Origin of the sequence: Gluconobacter sp. Dm-62, assembly GCF_018256155.1 — a bacterium.
Lineage (GTDB): Bacteria > Pseudomonadota > Alphaproteobacteria > Acetobacterales > Acetobacteraceae > Gluconobacter.
The window spans coordinates 433,434-450,076 of sequence record NZ_JAERLY010000002.1; the positions used below are offsets into that span (position 1 = coordinate 433,434).

The 16,643-nt window shown below is 60.6% G+C and carries 14 protein-coding genes and 1 tRNA gene; 9 read left to right on the forward strand and 6 right to left on the reverse strand.

Annotated features, from left to right (window positions below):
• The first annotated feature begins 37 nt into the window (after positions 1-37).
• Genes JK202_RS03795 through hflX form a run of 5 tightly spaced genes read left to right on the forward strand, consistent with a single transcriptional unit; the run spans position 38 to position 6,162 of the window.
• Entirely contained in the window at positions 38-769 is a 732-nt protein-coding gene (locus JK202_RS03795; protein ID WP_211558340.1) for a helix-turn-helix domain-containing protein, read from the forward strand.
• The gene (locus tag JK202_RS03800) at positions 766-3,153 is read left to right on the forward strand and encodes a PAS domain-containing sensor histidine kinase (protein WP_211558342.1); all 2,388 of its coding nucleotides are present in this window, start codon (positions 766-768) and stop codon (positions 3,151-3,153) included. Before JK202_RS03795 ends, JK202_RS03800 begins: the two co-directional genes overlap by 4 nt.
• Positions 3,143-4,549: a sigma-54 dependent transcriptional regulator gene (locus tag JK202_RS03805; RefSeq protein ID WP_211558344.1), complete on the forward strand. Its 1,407-nt coding sequence runs from the start codon at positions 3,143-3,145 to the stop codon at positions 4,547-4,549. The genes JK202_RS03800 and JK202_RS03805 overlap by 11 nt, the downstream gene beginning before the upstream one ends.
• 48 nt (positions 4,550-4,597) lie before the next feature.
• On the forward strand, positions 4,598-4,852 hold the full coding sequence (gene hfq, locus JK202_RS03810; RefSeq protein ID WP_211558346.1) for an RNA chaperone Hfq: 255 nt from the start codon (positions 4,598-4,600) through the stop codon (positions 4,850-4,852).
• Complete coding sequence (hflX, locus tag JK202_RS03815; RefSeq protein ID WP_211558354.1) at positions 4,849-6,162, forward strand: GTPase HflX; 1,314 nt, start codon at positions 4,849-4,851, stop codon at positions 6,160-6,162. Before hfq ends, hflX begins: the two co-directional genes overlap by 4 nt.
• Positions 6,163-6,172: 10 nt before the next feature.
• Here hflX and JK202_RS03820 read toward each other — a convergent pair whose 3' ends face one another.
• From JK202_RS03820 to JK202_RS03830, 3 genes are all read right to left on the reverse strand, one after another.
• Positions 6,173-7,330 carry an OpgC family protein gene (locus tag JK202_RS03820; protein ID WP_211558361.1) on the reverse strand — a complete coding sequence of 386 codons (1,158 nt, stop codon included), beginning with the start codon at positions 7,328-7,330 and terminating at the stop codon, positions 6,173-6,175.
• Positions 7,331-7,404: 74 nt separating this feature from the next.
• Complete coding sequence (locus JK202_RS03825) at positions 7,405-8,040, reverse strand: hypothetical protein (RefSeq protein WP_211558716.1); 636 nt, start codon at positions 8,038-8,040, stop codon at positions 7,405-7,407.
• A 91-nt stretch (positions 8,041-8,131) separates the two neighbouring features.
• A complete protein-coding gene (locus tag JK202_RS03830) occupies positions 8,132-9,586 on the reverse strand; it encodes a SulP family inorganic anion transporter (RefSeq protein WP_211558363.1) in 1,455 nt (484 codons plus the stop codon).
• A 231-nt stretch (positions 9,587-9,817) separates the two neighbouring features.
• Between JK202_RS03830 and JK202_RS03835 the strand changes: the two genes are divergently transcribed.
• The gene (locus JK202_RS03835) at positions 9,818-10,681 is read left to right on the forward strand and encodes an SDR family oxidoreductase (RefSeq protein WP_211558365.1); all 864 of its coding nucleotides are present in this window, start codon (positions 9,818-9,820) and stop codon (positions 10,679-10,681) included.
• 100 nt (positions 10,682-10,781) lie between these two features.
• Positions 10,782-10,857 (forward strand) — tRNA-His (locus JK202_RS03840).
• A gap of 27 nt (positions 10,858-10,884) precedes the next feature.
• On the opposite strand, the gene JK202_RS03845 is transcribed toward JK202_RS03840, so the two are convergent.
• Complete coding sequence (locus JK202_RS03845; protein ID WP_211558367.1) at positions 10,885-11,817, reverse strand: DMT family transporter; 933 nt, start codon at positions 11,815-11,817, stop codon at positions 10,885-10,887.
• A 238-nt stretch (positions 11,818-12,055) separates the two neighbouring features.
• Between JK202_RS03845 and JK202_RS03850 the strand changes: the two genes are divergently transcribed.
• Entirely contained in the window at positions 12,056-13,477 is a 1,422-nt protein-coding gene (locus JK202_RS03850; RefSeq protein ID WP_211558369.1) for a mannose-1-phosphate guanylyltransferase/mannose-6-phosphate isomerase, read from the forward strand.
• Between the two features lie 30 nt (positions 13,478-13,507).
• On the opposite strand, the gene JK202_RS03855 is transcribed toward JK202_RS03850, so the two are convergent.
• The gene (locus JK202_RS03855) at positions 13,508-14,431 is read right to left on the reverse strand and encodes an SDR family oxidoreductase (RefSeq protein WP_211558371.1); all 924 of its coding nucleotides are present in this window, start codon (positions 14,429-14,431) and stop codon (positions 13,508-13,510) included.
• Entirely contained in the window at positions 14,428-15,834 is a 1,407-nt protein-coding gene (locus JK202_RS03860; RefSeq protein WP_211558372.1) for a hypothetical protein, read from the reverse strand. The genes JK202_RS03855 and JK202_RS03860 overlap by 4 nt, the downstream gene beginning before the upstream one ends.
• A 327-nt stretch (positions 15,835-16,161) precedes the next feature.
• Between JK202_RS03860 and rplM the strand changes: the two genes are divergently transcribed.
• Complete coding sequence (rplM, locus tag JK202_RS03865; protein ID WP_211558385.1) at positions 16,162-16,635, forward strand: 50S ribosomal protein L13; 474 nt, start codon at positions 16,162-16,164, stop codon at positions 16,633-16,635.
• Positions 16,636-16,643: the final 8 nt, after the last annotated feature.

The following is a 16,643-nucleotide window of genomic DNA, read 5'->3' on the forward strand; positions in this document are numbered from 1 at the left end:
TTGCCTTCCTGCCGACCGTTTCATTGTCCGGCCTTTCATGACGGAATCGCCTACATCCGGTCTGATCGAGCAGGGCTGCCATCCGGTTTTTCTGTACGGCGCGTCCCGGCTGGACCGGCAGGACGTTGCCCGGCGGCTTCACAGTCACAGCCCCCGGGCACAGAATCCCTTCATCATTGCCGCTCTGACCACGACGCCGCGTGCGCTTCGGGAGGCGGCCCTTTTTGGAAATGGAGAGGCCGGCTGGATCCAGCAGGCGCAGGGCGGCACTTTGCTTCTGGATGAAATCGACTGTCTGTGCCCGCTGATGCAGGACCGGTTCATGGATTGGCTGGCGCAGGCTGAGACGGATCTGCGCGTGATTGCTGGCAGCCGTCATGATCCGGTCCTGCTCCTGCGGCAAGGCGGTCTGGCAGCGGGGCTGCATCAGTGGCTGTCCGCGCTGCCATCGGCGCAGCGTCTGGGTCCGGAGCGGATCAGCGCGGTCTGTCGTCTGGCGGCGGGCACAGGTACAGCGCGTCCTCGTGGATTGGAGCGGGCTATGGAACGGCCGCTGGCGGAGTATCTTGAGGGCGATCTGGAAAACGGAGCGGGCGATCTGCATGCCTGTGTGGTGGGAGAGGTCGAGCGACCACTGATCACGATGGTTCTGCGCCGCACCTGTGGCAACCAGCTTCGTGCGGCGGCCATTCTGGGTGTGAACCGCAACACCCTGCGCAAACGGATCCGCGAACTGGACATCACGATCCCGAAAGGCATCGACGAGTGAAATTTCCTTCCCTGAGGCGCCTGTTTGCGAGGCTGACGAGCGCCAACGGGGCGGTTCTCCTGACAGTCATGGCGCTGGTTCTCGCGTTTGCGACGTTCGTCGTGCTGTCGGGGGGGATGTCTCTGGCGCATCGCCCGCAGGTTCAGGCGATCGTCTTCCTGCTCGATTTCATCATGCTCATGCTGATTGCGGCGGCGGCCGTGGTGCAGATCGGGCGGATGGTGGCCGAACGCAGGCTGGGTCTGGCCGGTGCGCGTTTGCATGTGCGGCTGATTACGTTGTTCGGCATCGTGGCGGTGGCCCCGACCATCGTGGTCGGCGCGGTGGCGACACTGTTCTTCCATTATGGCGTGGAAATCTGGTTTTCAAACCGTGTGAACGATGCGCTGACGGAAGCGCGATCCGTTGCGGTCGGATATCTGCGCGAGCACAACGACAACGCCCGGACCGAAGCGTTCGCCCTCGCGAACACGCTGATTACCGTTCAGAATGATGAACTTTTTTCCCGTGGAATTGACCTCTTCCATGACCCGGCACGTCTTCAGGAATTTCTGGATGATGAGGTCACAGAGCGCGGGCTGACAGATGCTGAGGTGTTTGATCCGCTGACCTACAAGGTTCTGGCAGTCGGTGGACTTCTGGGTAGCGATGCCGACATGTCGACGGCTCCTCCGCTTCCACCGAAGTCGGTCGTGGAACTGGCGCAGCATGGTGAGGCGGTTATTCTGGACCGACCGGACCAGCGCAGGGTACGCGCCGTGGTGGCGCTGGGCGGAAATTCCGGCCTCATGCTTGTCATCACGCGCCCGGTTGATCCGGATGTGGTGGAACATATGCGCCGGACGGATACGCTGGTTGCGGATTATCAGAGGTTGATCACCAATCGCGGCAAGACGCAGGTCCTGTTCGCGGTCATTTTTGCCCTGATGGGGTTGCTTGTTCTGGCGGTCGGGATGCTGACGGGGCTGGCGCTGGCCAACCGTATCGCCAATCCGCTTGGGTTGCTCATTCTGGCGGCCCAGCGGATTTCCAAAGGCGATCTGGGGGTCCGTGTTCCGGTGCCCGACGATGCGGGTCAGGACAAGGACGATGAGGTGACGGGCCTGTCCCGGGCTTTCAACAGCATGACGGACCAGCTTGAGAGCCAGCGTTCCGAGCTGATGCAGGCCTATGACCAGATCAACGAGCGCCGCCGTTTTACCGAGACCGTGCTGGCGGGTGTGTCGGCGGGTGTGATCGGGCTGGACCGGATGCAGGTCATCGAACTGCCGAACCGTGCGGCTTCCAGTGTGCTTCAGCGTGATCTCCAGCCCGCCATCGGCATGAAGCTTGCGGATCGGGTGCCGGAGTTCTCGACTCTTCTGGAGGCGGCGCGTTTGGCGCCCGAACGCGTTCATACGGCCGAGATTCAGGTGGACACCGAAGGTGCGCAGCGTCCGGGTGGCCCGGGCGAAGGCGCGGGTGCGGGTGCGGGGCGGACACTTCTCGTGCGGATCGTGGCTGAGCTCCGGGGACAGGACGTTGCGGGTTACGTCGTGACCTTCGACGACATCACCGACCTTCAGTCCGCTCAACGCAAGGCCGCTTGGGCTGATGTGGCGCGGCGCGTGGCCCACGAAATCAAGAATCCGCTGACCCCGATTCAGCTTGCAGCGGAACGTCTGAAACGGCGCTTCCTCAAGGAAATTCAGTCTGATCCTGAGACTTACACGCAGCTTGTGGACACGATTGTGCGACAGGTGGGCGATATCGGGCGCATGGTTGACGAGTTCTCCGCTTTCGCGCGGATGCCGCAGCCTGTCATGCAGCCGGAGGACTTCTCGCGGCTGTGTCGTGAGGCACTGGTGCTCCAGCGGAATGCTCATCCCGAAATCGTGTTCGAGACGACGGGATTGCCGCCATCGGGACCGATCGTGCGCTGCGATCGGCGACTCATCGGTCAGGCGCTCACAAACCTGCTACAGAATGCAGCCGATGCCGTTAGCATGGCAGGTCGCGGAAAACCGGGAGAAAACGCGCCTGGCCAGCCAGTGCAGCCAATTGGACACATTGTGGTGGGCTTGCACATTCGCGGCGGGCATGTCCTGCTAGACATCGAAGATGACGGGATCGGCCTGCCGACGGTGGAACGCCACCGGCTGACCGAGCCTTATGTAACCCACAAGGCGAAAGGCACCGGCCTCGGCCTTGCGATCGTCAAGAAGATCATGGAGGACCATTCCGGGATGCTTCAGCTCACTGATCGGGAACCAGACCTTTCCCGTGGCCCGACATCCGGGCAGCGGGGAACGCGAGTCACCCTGTCCCTGCCGTTATGGGAGCAGGAGAGCCATGTCCCGGGTGGAACAGACCTCCAGACCATGAGGACAGCAGATGGAACATGAGATCCTGATCGTCGATGACGAACCGGATATCCGGTTTCTCATCGAAGGTATTCTGAACGACGAAGGCTACAAGACCCGGACGGCGGCCAATTCGGATCAGGCGCTGGAGCTTTTCCGAGCACATTGTCCGTCACTGGCGATTCTGGATATCTGGCTTCAGGGGTCCCGGCTGGACGGGATCGAACTGCTCAAGATTTTCCAGACCGAAGAGCCAGGGCTGCCGACCCTGATGATCTCGGGGCACGGCACGATCGAGACGGCCGTGTCCAGTCTCAAGCTGGGCGCCTATGACTTCATCGAGAAGCCTTTCCAGTCGGACAGGCTTCTGGTGGTGGTGCGGCGTGCGCTCGAAGCCGCGCGTCTGCGACGGGAAAATGCGGAGCTGCGTCTGAGGGCGGGTCCGGAAACGACGCTCTCGGGGGATGGCGCCGTTATTTCGGCCCTGCGTGCCCAGATCGAGCGTGTGGCCCCCACCAATTCGCGTGTGTTGATCAGCGGCCCGGCCGGTTCGGGCAAGGAAGTCGCGGCCCGCATGATCCATGCGCGCTCACGCCGGGCGGAGGGGCCGTTCATTGCTCTGAACTGTGCGACTCTGGCACCCAACCGCTTTGAGGAAGAGCTTTTTGGTCTGGAGGGCGAGGACGGTCAGCCCATGCGTCGCGGCGTGCTGGAGCGCGCTCATCGCGGGACGTTGCTGCTCGATGAAGTCGCGGATATGCCTCCTGAGACGCAGGGCAAGATCGTCCGTGCGCTTCAGGATCAGACATTCGAACGCCTGGGCGGCAATACGCGGGTGAAGGTGGACATCCGCGTTATTGCCACGACCAACCGGGATCTTCAGTCCGAGATCGCGGCACACCGCTTTCGCGAGGATCTTTATTACCGTCTGGCAGTTGTGCCGTTGCGGGTGCCGTCCCTGCGCGAACGTCGCGAGGATATTCCGGGTCTGGCGCGGCACTTCCTTGAGCGCTGTGCGCAGTCTTCGGGGCTTCCGGTGCGGGAGCTTTCCGTGGACGCGCTTGCGGCGCTGCAATCCTATGAATGGCCCGGCAATGTGCGCGAGTTGCGCAACCTGATGGAGCGGCTGCTGATCATGATGCCGGGGACGGGCAATGACCCGATTCGGGCGGACATGCTGCCGGCCACCATCAGTCAGGGCGCACCCTCCATGACGCGGCTGAACTCCGGGGCGGATGTGATGAGCCTGCCACTGCGTGAGGCGCGCGATCTGTTCGAGACGCAGTACCTTCAGGTGCAGCTCATGCGGTTTGGCGGTAATATCAGCCGCACAGCCAGCTTCGTCTGCATGGAGCGCAGTGCGCTCCATCGCAAGCTCAAGCAGCTTGGGGTGACGACGAACGAAGAGCGTTCCACGACGTCGCCGGTGAGTGGCTGAGATGGCGGACCGGCTTTTCTCCTTTTTCCTCTGTCGACTGATAACAGCGTGACTTCAGAACCTTCCTCTTCTGCCGGTCCCCGTGCCGTGCAGGAGATTTTCCTCGACCATCTGCGCAGGACCGAAGCCTCCGTGACCGTCTTTCTGGTCAATGGGGTGAAGCTGCAGGGCATCGTGGCGCAGTCGGATGCCCAGACCCTGCTGCTCCGCCGTGATGGTCATGTGCAGCTTGTTTACAAACACGCAGTCAGCACGATCATGCCGGTCGCGGCGATGTCCCATTTTGTGGAAGAAGAACTTTGAGCGGTTTCGAGACCAAAAGACCTGCAACCCGTGCGGCCGTCATCCTGCCCTGGGAGAAGTCAGGGCCGCATGAAGAAATTCGCGCGGCCGATGCCCGGCTTGAGGAAGCGGTCGGGCTGACAGCTTCGATCGGGCTGGTTGTTGTGCGTCAGGCTGCTATTCTGCTGCGTGCGCGCCGCCCGGCAACCCTGCTGGGAAGCGGTCAGGTCGAGCAGCTTGCCGAGGCCGTCAAGCTCGACGATGTGGATGTGGTCGTTATTGATGCGCGTCTGTCGCCGGGCCAGCAGCGCAATCTTGAAAAGGCGTTGGGCTGCAAGGTTGTGGACCGGACAGGGCTGATTCTGGATATTTTCGGCGCGCGTGCTGCCACCCGTGAAGGTGTGTTGCAGGTCGAACTGGCGCATCTGGAATATCAGCGTTCCCGGCTCGTGCGTCTATGGACCCATCTTGAGCGTCAGCGCGGCGGTTTTGGCTTCCTTGGCGGCCCGGGTGAAACGCAGATGGAAGCGGATCGCCGGATGCTGGCCGAGCGTATCGGCAAGATCAAGAAAGAGCTGGAGCAGGTGCGCCGGACCCGCGGCCTGCACCGTGAGTCCCGCAAGCGTGTTCCGTTCCCGGTCGTGGCGCTCGTGGGCTATACCAACGCGGGCAAGTCCACGCTCTTCAATGCACTGACGGGCGCATCCGTCCATGCTCAGGACCAGCTTTTCGCCACGCTGGATCCGACCATGCGCGGCCTGCGTCTGCCTTCTGGCCGCAATGTGATCCTGTCCGACACGGTGGGGTTCATCAGCGAACTGCCGACAGAGCTGATTGCGGCGTTCCGTGCGACGCTTGAAGAAGTGGCACAGGCAGATGTGATCCTGCATGTCCGTGATATCTCGCATCCCGACAGTGCCGCCCAGAGAGCGGATGTTCTCAATGTGCTGGACGGCATGGTGCGGGATGGGATGCTTGATTCACACTGGTCGGACCGCACGATCGAAGTGCTGAACAAGGCCGATCTGGTTGGTGGCGTCGAGGCCGTGCCGAAGCGTGAGAACGCTGTGGCGATCTCGGCCATTACGGGCGAGGGGCTGCCGGATCTGTTCGAGATTCTGGACCAGTATCTGACGCGATCCATGAAGTCTGTGGACGTGCGTCTACCGATTACGGATGGGGCTGCACTGGCCTGGCTTTATCAGCACGGTGAAGTGGTTGGACGGACGGATCGGGAAGACGGGATGGATGTGCAGGTCCGTCTTTTCTCGGCAGATCTGGAGCGGTTCGAACTGCTTCACCCGGAGCGGATTGTTCAGCCGGAAGCCTGAGAATGTTCTCTCAGGGCGCTGGTACCGCGGGTGCAGCGCCCGCGGAGATACGGGCAGCCTTAGCGCGCTGGCGGGCGCGATCCAGTGGCACAGCCAGCGCGTAAGTCAGGCCGAGCCCGACCACGTTCATGACGAGCTGCTCCCACAGATTGATGCCGAAACTGGCGAACATCAGCCGTCCCAGCAGGTCGAGCACCGTGCTACAGGCGAAGACTTCCAGTGAGTTCCGACCCAGCAGGGCGAGACTCTGGCCGATCCGGTCGGCGGAAATGCGGCGCAGCGCTTTGGAAGACTGCACCAGATAGAAGATCGCCATGATGTCCAGCAGCCGCCAGATGGCCAGCGTGGATTTACCCGTATTGGGTGGGGCCGGGAAAATCCGCAGGAACGGGACGTGCCAGTACTCGTATGGAAAACACAGCACGAAAGCGCCGGCGAGATAGGCCAGACACAGGGCTTTGGCCCATGGACGATAGGGCAGGTCGCCATTGTTTTTTGAGGCCCAGACGGCACCCAGGATTCCCAGAATGTACAGGAATTGCCAGCCGAACGGATTGAGATACCATCCAGTGGGGTCAAGCCAGTTGGGAATGGTGATATGGGGATCCAGATTGGCGACGGCCCATATGGCCACGCTGATAGAGACCAGCAGCCACAGACTGCGCTTCAGGAGCCAGTAGATCACCGGGAACAGCGCCAGAAGTACGACATAAAGCGGCAGGATGTTCAGGTAGCTTGGCAGGGCATCGAAGGTCAGGATGCGCCACAGCCAGCTATAGCCATGCGCGAGCTGGGGCTCGATCGTGTATTCCGGCAGAGGCTGGTAATGCCGCCACTGCCGCACGGTCCAGACGAACACCAGCGTCATACCGGTCTGGTACAGATACAGTCTGAGGCAGCGGGCGAGGATCCGATGGATGCCGGTTTTCCAGCCCTGACGGTCGATCAGACGTCCATAAGCCAGATAGGACGCATAACCCGCCAGCATGACGAAAATCTCGGCCGCGTCCGCAAATCCGAAATTGCGGATAGTGATCCGGTTGAGCAGATCGTCCGGGACATGATCCACAAGCATCATCAGCAACGCGATGCCACGCAGTGCATCCACGCGGTGATCGCGGGGATTCTTTCGCGCTAAAGCTGATGGGGGCGATTGGGGCGGCTCCATGACTTCTTCTTATCGTCAGTGCGGGGGCAGGGGTATAGGTGAGAGGTTACGGTCAGATTAAAGATTGGACGGAATTACGGTATGTGGCTTTCCGTGTCTGCATGATGCAGACCGGGCTCCGTCGAGCCCTGCATACCCATGCCGCCTCCACCGCCCCCAGCACCTCCGCCGCCTTTTCCGCCCTCTTTGCCTTCTCCCTTACTGCCGCCATTCGAGGAGGGGCGGGTTGGCCCCTGTTCAGGAAGCACGAGATCGGCGGGAAGGCTCTCCAGATTGAGAGCCTTGCGGATGAAATTGCGGAGGGAGACCACGAGATCATGGGTCGGGACGGGCCGTCCGGTTACAAGTTCTGCCGCGGCACGCCCGGCTAGCCGAACCTGTTCTTCCGTCCCGAGCAGGATAATGTCAGACAGCGCGGCTTCAACGGCATCGCGAATGCGGCGGTTGCGGTCCGAGCTGGAAAGCTGGTCGGCACTCAGGTCCCGCTTGTGCGCCGGATCCACGACCAGATCGCCGGTGAATGAGCCGCCCAGTGTGCGATAGGCGGCCATCAGGACGCGCAGGCGTTCGTTGATCTGGCGGTTCATGCGCTCCCGCCGCTGCTGGATGGTCAGCATCGTCAGCAGGCGGATGCCGACGCCGATCAGCGTGAAGAGGGCCAGCCCGATCAGAGTGGCGAGCAGGCTGTGCCAGGAACTGAAATCAATCATGCTGCGCAACGCGTCTCTCCGGAGCGGTCGGGGATGCGGCTATAACAGCCGGGCATCCGTACGGTTTTATGATTTCAGCCCCTGACGGGCCTTACAGTGCGAGCAGGCTTTCGTTCGACTGGGATGCAATGATTCCATGCTGTTCGGGATGCAGGCCCGTGACTTCCACGGTGTGGCCATGGGATTGCAGCTTGCCGATGATCTTTTCCAGCACCTGAACCGAGGTGATGTCCCAGAAACGGGCGTGGCTCAGGTCGAGAACAACGGTTTTGGCATCGGTGTGGTAGTCAATGGCATCGGACAGGCTGTCTGAGGACGCGAAAAAGACCTGACCGGATGCCCTGTAGGTCAGCGTCTCGCCTGAACGCTCTTCCGTGACACGCAGGAGTTTTGCGGCATGCCAGGCGAAAAACACGCCCGAGAGCATGACCCCGACCGCAACGCCTGCGGCCAGATCGTGGGTGATGACGACGACGGCAACGGTGACGAGCATGGTCAGGCTGGACAGGCGTGGATGGCGAGTCAGGTCGCGCAGGCTGCCCCATGAGAACGTGCTGGCTGAGACCATGATCATGATGGCGACGAGGGCTGCCATCGGTACCTGTCCGACCCAGCGATGGAGCAGAACCATGAGGGCCAGCAGGAAGGCCCCGGCCGTGAAGGTCGAGAGGCGTCCGCGTCCACCATAGCGCAGGTTGCCGACGGTCTGCCCAATCATGCCGCAGCCTGCAATGCCGCCGAATGCGCCGACGAGAATGTTGGAAATACCGAGCCCCGTGCACTCCATGCGCTGGTCGCCATGGGTATCGGTGATGTCATCGACGACGGAGGCCGTCATCATGGATTCCAGCAGGCCTACAGCCGCCATGGCCAGCGCATAGGGCAATACGACGGACCATGTGGCCCAGTTCAGGGCAATATGCGGGAAGGTCAGACTGGGCAGGCCGGTCGGGAGGTCGCCGAGGTCCGAGACTGTATGAACGGGCATCGGATGGAGCATCGTGATGGCGGTGAGGACCACGATACAGATCAGTGGCGAGGGGATCGCGTTCGACAGGCGGGGCAGCAGATAGATGATGACCAGGCCCAGCGCGATCAGCGCATAGGTGTGCCAGCTCACGCCTAGCATCTGCGGAACCTGTGCGGAAAAGATCATGATGGCCAACGCATTGACGAAACCCGTCCGGACTTCGGCGGGCACAAAGCGCATGACGGCCTGAAGACGCAGCAGCCCGAACACGACCTGAAACGCGCCGGCGACGAGTGTGGCGAGCAGCATCGCCTGCACGCCATGAGCATGAACCAGAGGTGCCGCGACCAGAGCTACGGAGCCGGCCGCGCCGGAAATCATGCCCGGCCGTCCGCCGAAAATGGCGATCGAGACGGAAATGACAAAGGACGCGAACAGCGAGACCGCCGGGGAGACGCCCGCGATATAGGAGAAGGCGATGACCTCGGGAATGAGGGCAAAAGTACCGACCATTCCGGCCAGCACTTCGCGCAGCGGGTTCTGTGCCCACTGGCGACGATAGAGAGCGGGAGACATGAAAAGATCCTTGCGGGCAGGGCGTGAACAGGGTGCGACGTATTCAGGCCCGGCGCGGCAATGGTGCGTCCAGTGTAACCGGACTGAGCTCAGGATTGAAGATGCGGAATGAGCAGGGCGTGCGAGCGCGCTGTTTATTGGTCTTTTGCCAGGACGTTATCGCCCCGAATTGAACATCCAGGCGCATCATTGCGTTGGCACGAAACTGACATCCTTCATTCGGAGATCATTATGGCCAACTATCCGTCCCCGCCGTTCAATACGCCGCATCAGGATCATATTCCGGGACAGACATCTCTCATGACGCCCAAGCCTGATCATGGCGAACAAAGCTATGTGGGTCATGATCGTCTGCGCGGGAAAATCGCGATTATCACGGGTGGCGATTCGGGGATCGGCCGGGCCATTGCGATTGCTTTTGCGCGCGAAGGTGCTGATGTCGTCCTGTCCTTTCTACCTGAGGAAATGGAAGATGCCCGTGAAACTGAATCCTGGGTCCGTAAAGCGGGGCGACGGGCCCTTCTGGTTCCGGGAGACCTGCGAGATCGGGATCTCTGTGCTGAAATCGTGGACCGGACGGTCGCGGAGTTCGGACAGATCGATATTCTCGTGAACAACGCGGCGTTTCAGATCGAACGGTCCTCTCTGGCGGATGTCAGCGACGAGGAATGGGACAAGACGTTCGACATCAATGCCGGGTCAACGTTCCGTCTGTCGCGGCTGGCTGTGCCGCATATGCCGCGTGGTGGCGCGTTGATCCACACGGTCTCGGTTAATGCAGATCAGCCAAAGCCCAAGCTGCTGGCCTATTCCGCGACCAAAAGCGCCATTCAGAATTTCAGCGGCGGCCTGGCGCAGATTCTGGGTGAAAAAGGCATTCGCTCCAATGTGGTGGCGCCGGGACCGATATGGACGCCCCTGATCCCAGCGACCATGGATGCCGAGCATGTGGAACGTTTTGGTGCGGATACACCGATGAAGCGCCCGGGGCAGCCCGCCGAACTGGCTGGTGTCTATGTGTTTCTGGCAAGCGACGAAGCGAGCTATGTCTCAGGTGCTACGATTGCGGTTACGGGAGGAACTCCGGTGATCTGAGGTCGGCCGAGGCAGTCGAAAAACCGGAAGCATGAAAAAAAATGCTTCAAAGGACTGGACGACTGCCCCAACCTTCCTCTAGAGAATGCGTCGCTGTGTGGCGGATGTAGCTCAGTCGGTAGAGCGCCGGTTTGTGGTACCGGTTGTCGCGGGTTCGATCCCCGTCATTCGCCCCAGCATTTCCTGAAATTTGAATACCTGCCTCAGGTCTTTGCAGCATCGACCTGATGGTGATGCCTGTGTTCCCAGTGCTCTTCGAGAGCCATGCGTTCGAAACGCAGTTTCTGGCGGATCCAGTTCAGCATGCCCGAGAGCGTGACGACGACGATTCCGACGAAAGTCCAGTTGTCCAGAGGCTGGTTGAACAGCAGGTAGCTGAATGCCACCGCCCAGACCATCTGGCTGTATTGCGGAAGTGCCACCCGGTTCGCAGGTGCGACGGCCGTAGCCATCATCATGAAAAGCTGCCCCAGAGCCGCGAGAAAGCCGTATCCGAACAGAATGGCCCATATCTTCAGGCCATGTGGCCAGGAGGCATGGGTGATCATGAGAAGCCCGTCGCCAATCAGAGGTCCAAACAGGCTTGATCCGAACAGTGAAAGCCGTGCGCTTCCATCTCCGGTAAGGCGGTAGGCCACCACGCTGCTCGCATTGGCGAGAGCGGCGATGATCGCGCACACATGGCCCAAGTGAAATGTCCGTGCGCCGGGCCGCAAGACGATCAACACGCCCAGAAATCCAACGGCTACCGAAAGCCACGTCCAGAATGAGACCTTTTCCTTGAGGATCGTCACGGAAATGATGGTGACGAAGAAGGGCATCAGGAACATCAGCGACAGGGCTTCGGGCATGGGAAGCAGCATGAAAGCCATGACACTGGCTGCCGTGGAGACGAATGTCGAAACAGCCCGGAGAACCCACATGCCCGGACGCGTCGTCGCAAAGATGTCGGAGTAGGGTTCGTCCGGACGCCGGATGAAGGGTAGAAGAAGGAAGCCAAAAACGCCGCCTGAGAATGCAACTTCAAAAGGGTCGAGATGCCCTGCCAGTCCCTTTGAGCAGGCATCGCTGATGGAAAATGCGGCATAGCCCAGAAGTGCCAGTAGAATACCTGAGGAGAAAATATTCTGTTTCATGGTTCCGTTTCTCCACAGGCAAAACTGATTTCCGTTCCGGGATAAGAAAGCCCGCCGGTGCTGACAGTCAATGTTTCAGATTTCCGGGGCTGTCTTTTCGGATATCTCGCTTAATTATTGATGTTGGAAAAAGTGCGCGGGGGTGAAGTTGGAAATGGCTGTAGCCTTGATGTATGGTGCCAGCCATTCGGGAGGCTGTATGGCTTCCATCTCGTGAGTGAAAAAGCATAATTCCCCTATGTCCCAGAAGATTGTTCCAGTCATTCTCTCCGGCGGGTCAGGCAGTCGCCTCTGGCCGGTTTCGCGCAGCAGCTATCCCAAGCAGTTCTGGCCTCTTCTGACGGAGCGGACGCTGATACAGGAAACGGCTCTGCGTGGTGCGCGGGCAGGCCTGTCCGCTCCGATCGTGATCTGCAATGCCGAGCACCGGTTCATTGTGGCAGAGCAGCTGCGTGACGTCGGTGTCGAAAACGCCCGGATTGTTCTGGAGCCTGTGGGCCGCAATTCCGCACCGGCTATTGCGGCAGCAGCGTTTCTCGTAGCCGAGACCGATCCGGATGCCATCCTGTGGATTATGGCTGCAGATGCAGCGATCACTGACGAAGCCGCGCTTTATGCCTCTCTTGAGCATGCTGTTGCTGCCGCGGGCCAAGGGCGGATCGTGACGTTCGGAATGAAGCCAACGCGCGTTGAGACGGGCTATGGCTACATAGAGAGTGGCGCACCAATCGCAGGGCTGGACGGCGTTTTCGGGGTCTCGCGGTTTGTCGAAAAGCCTGATGTTGCCACGGCGGAAGAATTTTTCCGCGATGGCCGATATCTGTGGAATTCCGGCATGTTCGTCACACAGGCCAGTGTTTTTCTGTCGGAAATCCAGACCTTCGAGCCTGCGATTTACGAGCATGTGGAGAAGGCTGTTCAGACACGCCAAAGCGATCTCGATTTCGACCGACTGGACGATGCGAGCTTCCGCCAGGCGCCGGACATTTCGGTCGATTATGCTGTGGCTGAACGGACGAAGCGCGCGGCCGTGGTGCCGGGGACATTTGGCTGGTCGGATATCGGAAGCTGGGACGCGCTGTGGGACCTGTCTCCCAAGGACGAGGCGGGCAATGCCACGTTCGGAGATGTTTTTCTTGATGGCGCACGAAACTGCTACGTCCGTTCGGATGGAATCGTTGCCACGGTTGCCGGGGTCGAGGACCTGATCGTTGTTGTGACGCAGGACGCCGTCATGGTCTCACATCGTGATCGTGCGCAGGACGTCAAGCACATGGTCAGCCGTCTGAAAAAGGCTGGCCGCAAGGAAGCGGTTGCCCATAACCGCATGTATCGCCCGTGGGGCTTCTATGAGAGCCTGATCCAGGCCGACCGTTTCCAGGTGAAGCGGATCGTGGTCGAGCCGGGTCAGAAGCTGTCTCTGCAGAAGCACTTCCACCGTGCCGAGCATTGGGTGGTCGTGGGCGGCACGGCCGTCGTGACCCGCGATACAGACCAGATCATGGTCCGGGAAAACGAGAGCGTGTATCTGCCGCTGGGCTGTGTGCACCGGCTCGAAAATCCGGGCCGGATTCCGCTGACACTGATTGAGGTGCAGTCCGGGCCTTATCTTGGCGAAGACGATATCGTCCGTATCGAGGACGTTTATTCCCGTAACTGATACTCGACGAAAACCCTGATCCCGAGTGGATCAGGGTTTCTGCTTGTGATGGGATCGCGCTCCGAACAGGTTGTGCAGGCCGTTCGCGAGCGGGACGGGTATTACGCCCAGACGCTGCTCCATCATGCCGATATCGAAATTCTTGTCTTCCAGAAGCCGGCGGATTTCTTCCGGCGCGATCTGTGGCAGTTTGCGGATATGCCGCGTCACATGGGACAGAGCCATGAGCATCCACCCCGGCAGGGAAATGATGGGACGGCCGCCAAGTCCCGCAAAATACAGCACCATGCGCACGAAGGTTCGGTAAGCCACCGCAGTCGGACCAGCGATCACGATGCTTTCCGGTCCCGTGACGTCTCCGCTCTGGATCAGGTGAATGGCCGAGACCAGACAGCGCGTGACGTCCCGCTGGTCGATGGGCTGAACGAGTGCGCGTCCACCTCCGGGAAGAGGGATAACAGGCAGGCGTTCCAGAAGCTTTGCCAACCGCTGCACATTGTCTTCGCCCTGAGCGCCATAGATCATGGTCGGATGCAGGATGATTGAAGGGCGGCCATCGGCTTTGAGGGCTGCCTCACCTGCGAGAACGCCCCCTCCGTGATTATCCGGCCAGTGCGTGAATTTGCGTGTGCTGCCCAGCGCTACGACAGGCGCTTTTGTGGCGGCCAGAATGGCTGGCAGGTGACGCGCATGGGCGGTGTTGACGACAATCGCCGCATCTTCGAATGCCAGGGCAAGCGTGGTGCTGTCTGTAAGATCGGCGACCCGTACGGCCCAGCAGGCTGCTGCGATATCGGGCGCGAGATTGCCCTGGCTGCGCACGACGGCGATGATTTTCTGACTCTCAGCCAGAAGTGCGCGACAAAGCGCCGCTCCAGAGCGGCCGCTGGCGCCGATGATGCTAACCGGGCCGTTGGCAGGGGCTGACGGGACTGGGATGTTTCCGGTCGTCATTGCGCGGAAGCCTTCAGGTCGGGGGAGGCGAGAAATGCCAGCATTGATGCCGGGGAAGAGAAGGCATCATTGAGAACGCGAAGGGAAACGGGCGTCCCGGAGGTATAGGTTACGGTCAGGGTGCGGCCTGCGGGACGGGCAACATAATCGGGTATGGCGCTCAGCCTCGGATTAACGGAGAGCGCCATCTGCAGGACCTGAGCAGCCTGTTGGCGCAGTTGTTCCGCCGTTGCTCCATTTCCGGCCTGTCGGGCGGACAGGACGAAACCGGTATCGAGAAACCTGTCTCCTTTCAGCGAGAAAGTTACGTTCTGCAGGGCGGTCGACTGGAGCATCTGTTGCGGAGAAGAATGCCCCTCAGCGAAGTCTGTCTGAACGGTTCTGGCGCTGGCCGTCAGGGTCATGAAACCGGGAACCGTGAGGGATGCATCGGTCCGGGACGTATGATCACCTAGATTCGAAATCTGGACAGAATGGGCTGTCGCGCCTGCACCGTTGATCGGAAACGGCAGTTTTTCGTCGCTCTGGAAATGAAAGCCTTTCAGATCCTGTGTCATGGTCGCAGTCTGGTTTTCCAGCGTCCCGGTCCCACGCAACTCATCCAGTCGCATTGTGCCCGATGTCATGCTCAGCCTGAAATTACGGGCGGCAAAGCTCTGTGGCGGGGGCATATGCGGCGGCAGAGGGTGATGGTCCCACAGGGCGGCAACCTGCGCAGCGAGATCCTTCTGCTTCAGATCCAGCCGTTCCAGACTGGCTTGCCCGCTGACAAGCTGCGGGTCATGACCAGGTGTGTGTACGGTGCGCTCATAGGCGACAGTCGCGCCGTCGGTGCGCAGGGCGGTGATGAGGCTGGGGCCGTAGTTGTCCAGCGTGAGGCGACCGGCAAACAGGCTGTGAACATTGATCGGGCCGGGAGAGGGCGACGGGACGAGGTTCTGGACCGAAAGCTGCTCGATCTGGCCGTGGGCCAGCGCGATATGCGCCGGATCGATTCGTGAATGGCCTTCCGTTGCAGGACGCGACGGCGGCAGGATCAGCTGGCGCAGACTGAGTGTGCTGCCATGGATGATCTGTGTCGGCGTCTGAAGGAACGGTTCCCGAACTTCGACCGCACGAATGGAAAGCCCACCATCCGGTGTCGGGCGGGGATGGCCGAGCCGCATCCGGGAGGCCCGCAGGGTCAGTGATCCGTCCCGCAGGGTAATGTCGGTCAGGGTAGCGCCCAGGGAAAGAATAGCCGGATGGGCGCTCCCGTATGTGAATGTCGTGCCCGGGGGAAGAGCCGCCCGGAAGCTGGAGAGGCCACGAACCAGCTCCATATGGGCTTCGTGGTGAACGCCAGCCATGCCGATCACGGCCGTTACCGAAATCAGGCTCGCCGTGAGCCAGGGTCTTTTCACGTTGATGTTCCTGTCTGAAACGGCCCCGCACAGGCGTCGGGCGCGAACGGTCTGCGTGGTGGCAGGATACCATTGTCGCGATATGGGGCAATGCAGACGTGGTTTTTGTTACGGTAACAGGATACCATATGGTCAAAAACGGCGGAAAACTCCTGCGAATCACATAATTCAATGTGTGAACGGGGCTTGACGCGCGCCTCGGGGACGGCAATAAGGCCCCACCTGATCCGCTTCGTCGGGAGAGAGGGTGCTTTCAGGCACCTTTTCTACTGCAAGCGCCATCCACGGTGCGGCCTTTGGGTCGCACCCCAAGCTGGAATGTCACTAATGAAGACCACACGTTCGCTGAAGCCAGCGGAGGTGACGAAGAACTGGGTGCTGATCGACGCCGAAGGGCTCGTTCTCGGCCGTCTCGCCACCATCATCGCCACCCGCCTGCGCGGAAAGCACAAGCCGCAGTTCACCCCGCACGTTGATTGCGGCGACAACATCGTCGTCATCAACGCCGAGAAGGTGGTTCTGACGGGCAACAAGGTCGGCCAGAAGCTGTTCCACTACCACACGGGTTATCCGGGCGGTATCAAGGAGCGCACCATCACGCAGCGTCTCACGGGCAAACACCCGGAAGAAGTTGTGGAAAAGGCCGTTGAGCGCATGATCACCCGTGGTCCTCTGCAGCGCGCCCAGATGAAGCACCTGTATGTCTATGCCGGTTCCGAGCACCCGCATGACGGCCAGCAGCCTGTCAAGCTGGACGTTGCTGCGATGAACCGCAAAAACACCGTAACCCACGAGTCGTAAGGCCTGTA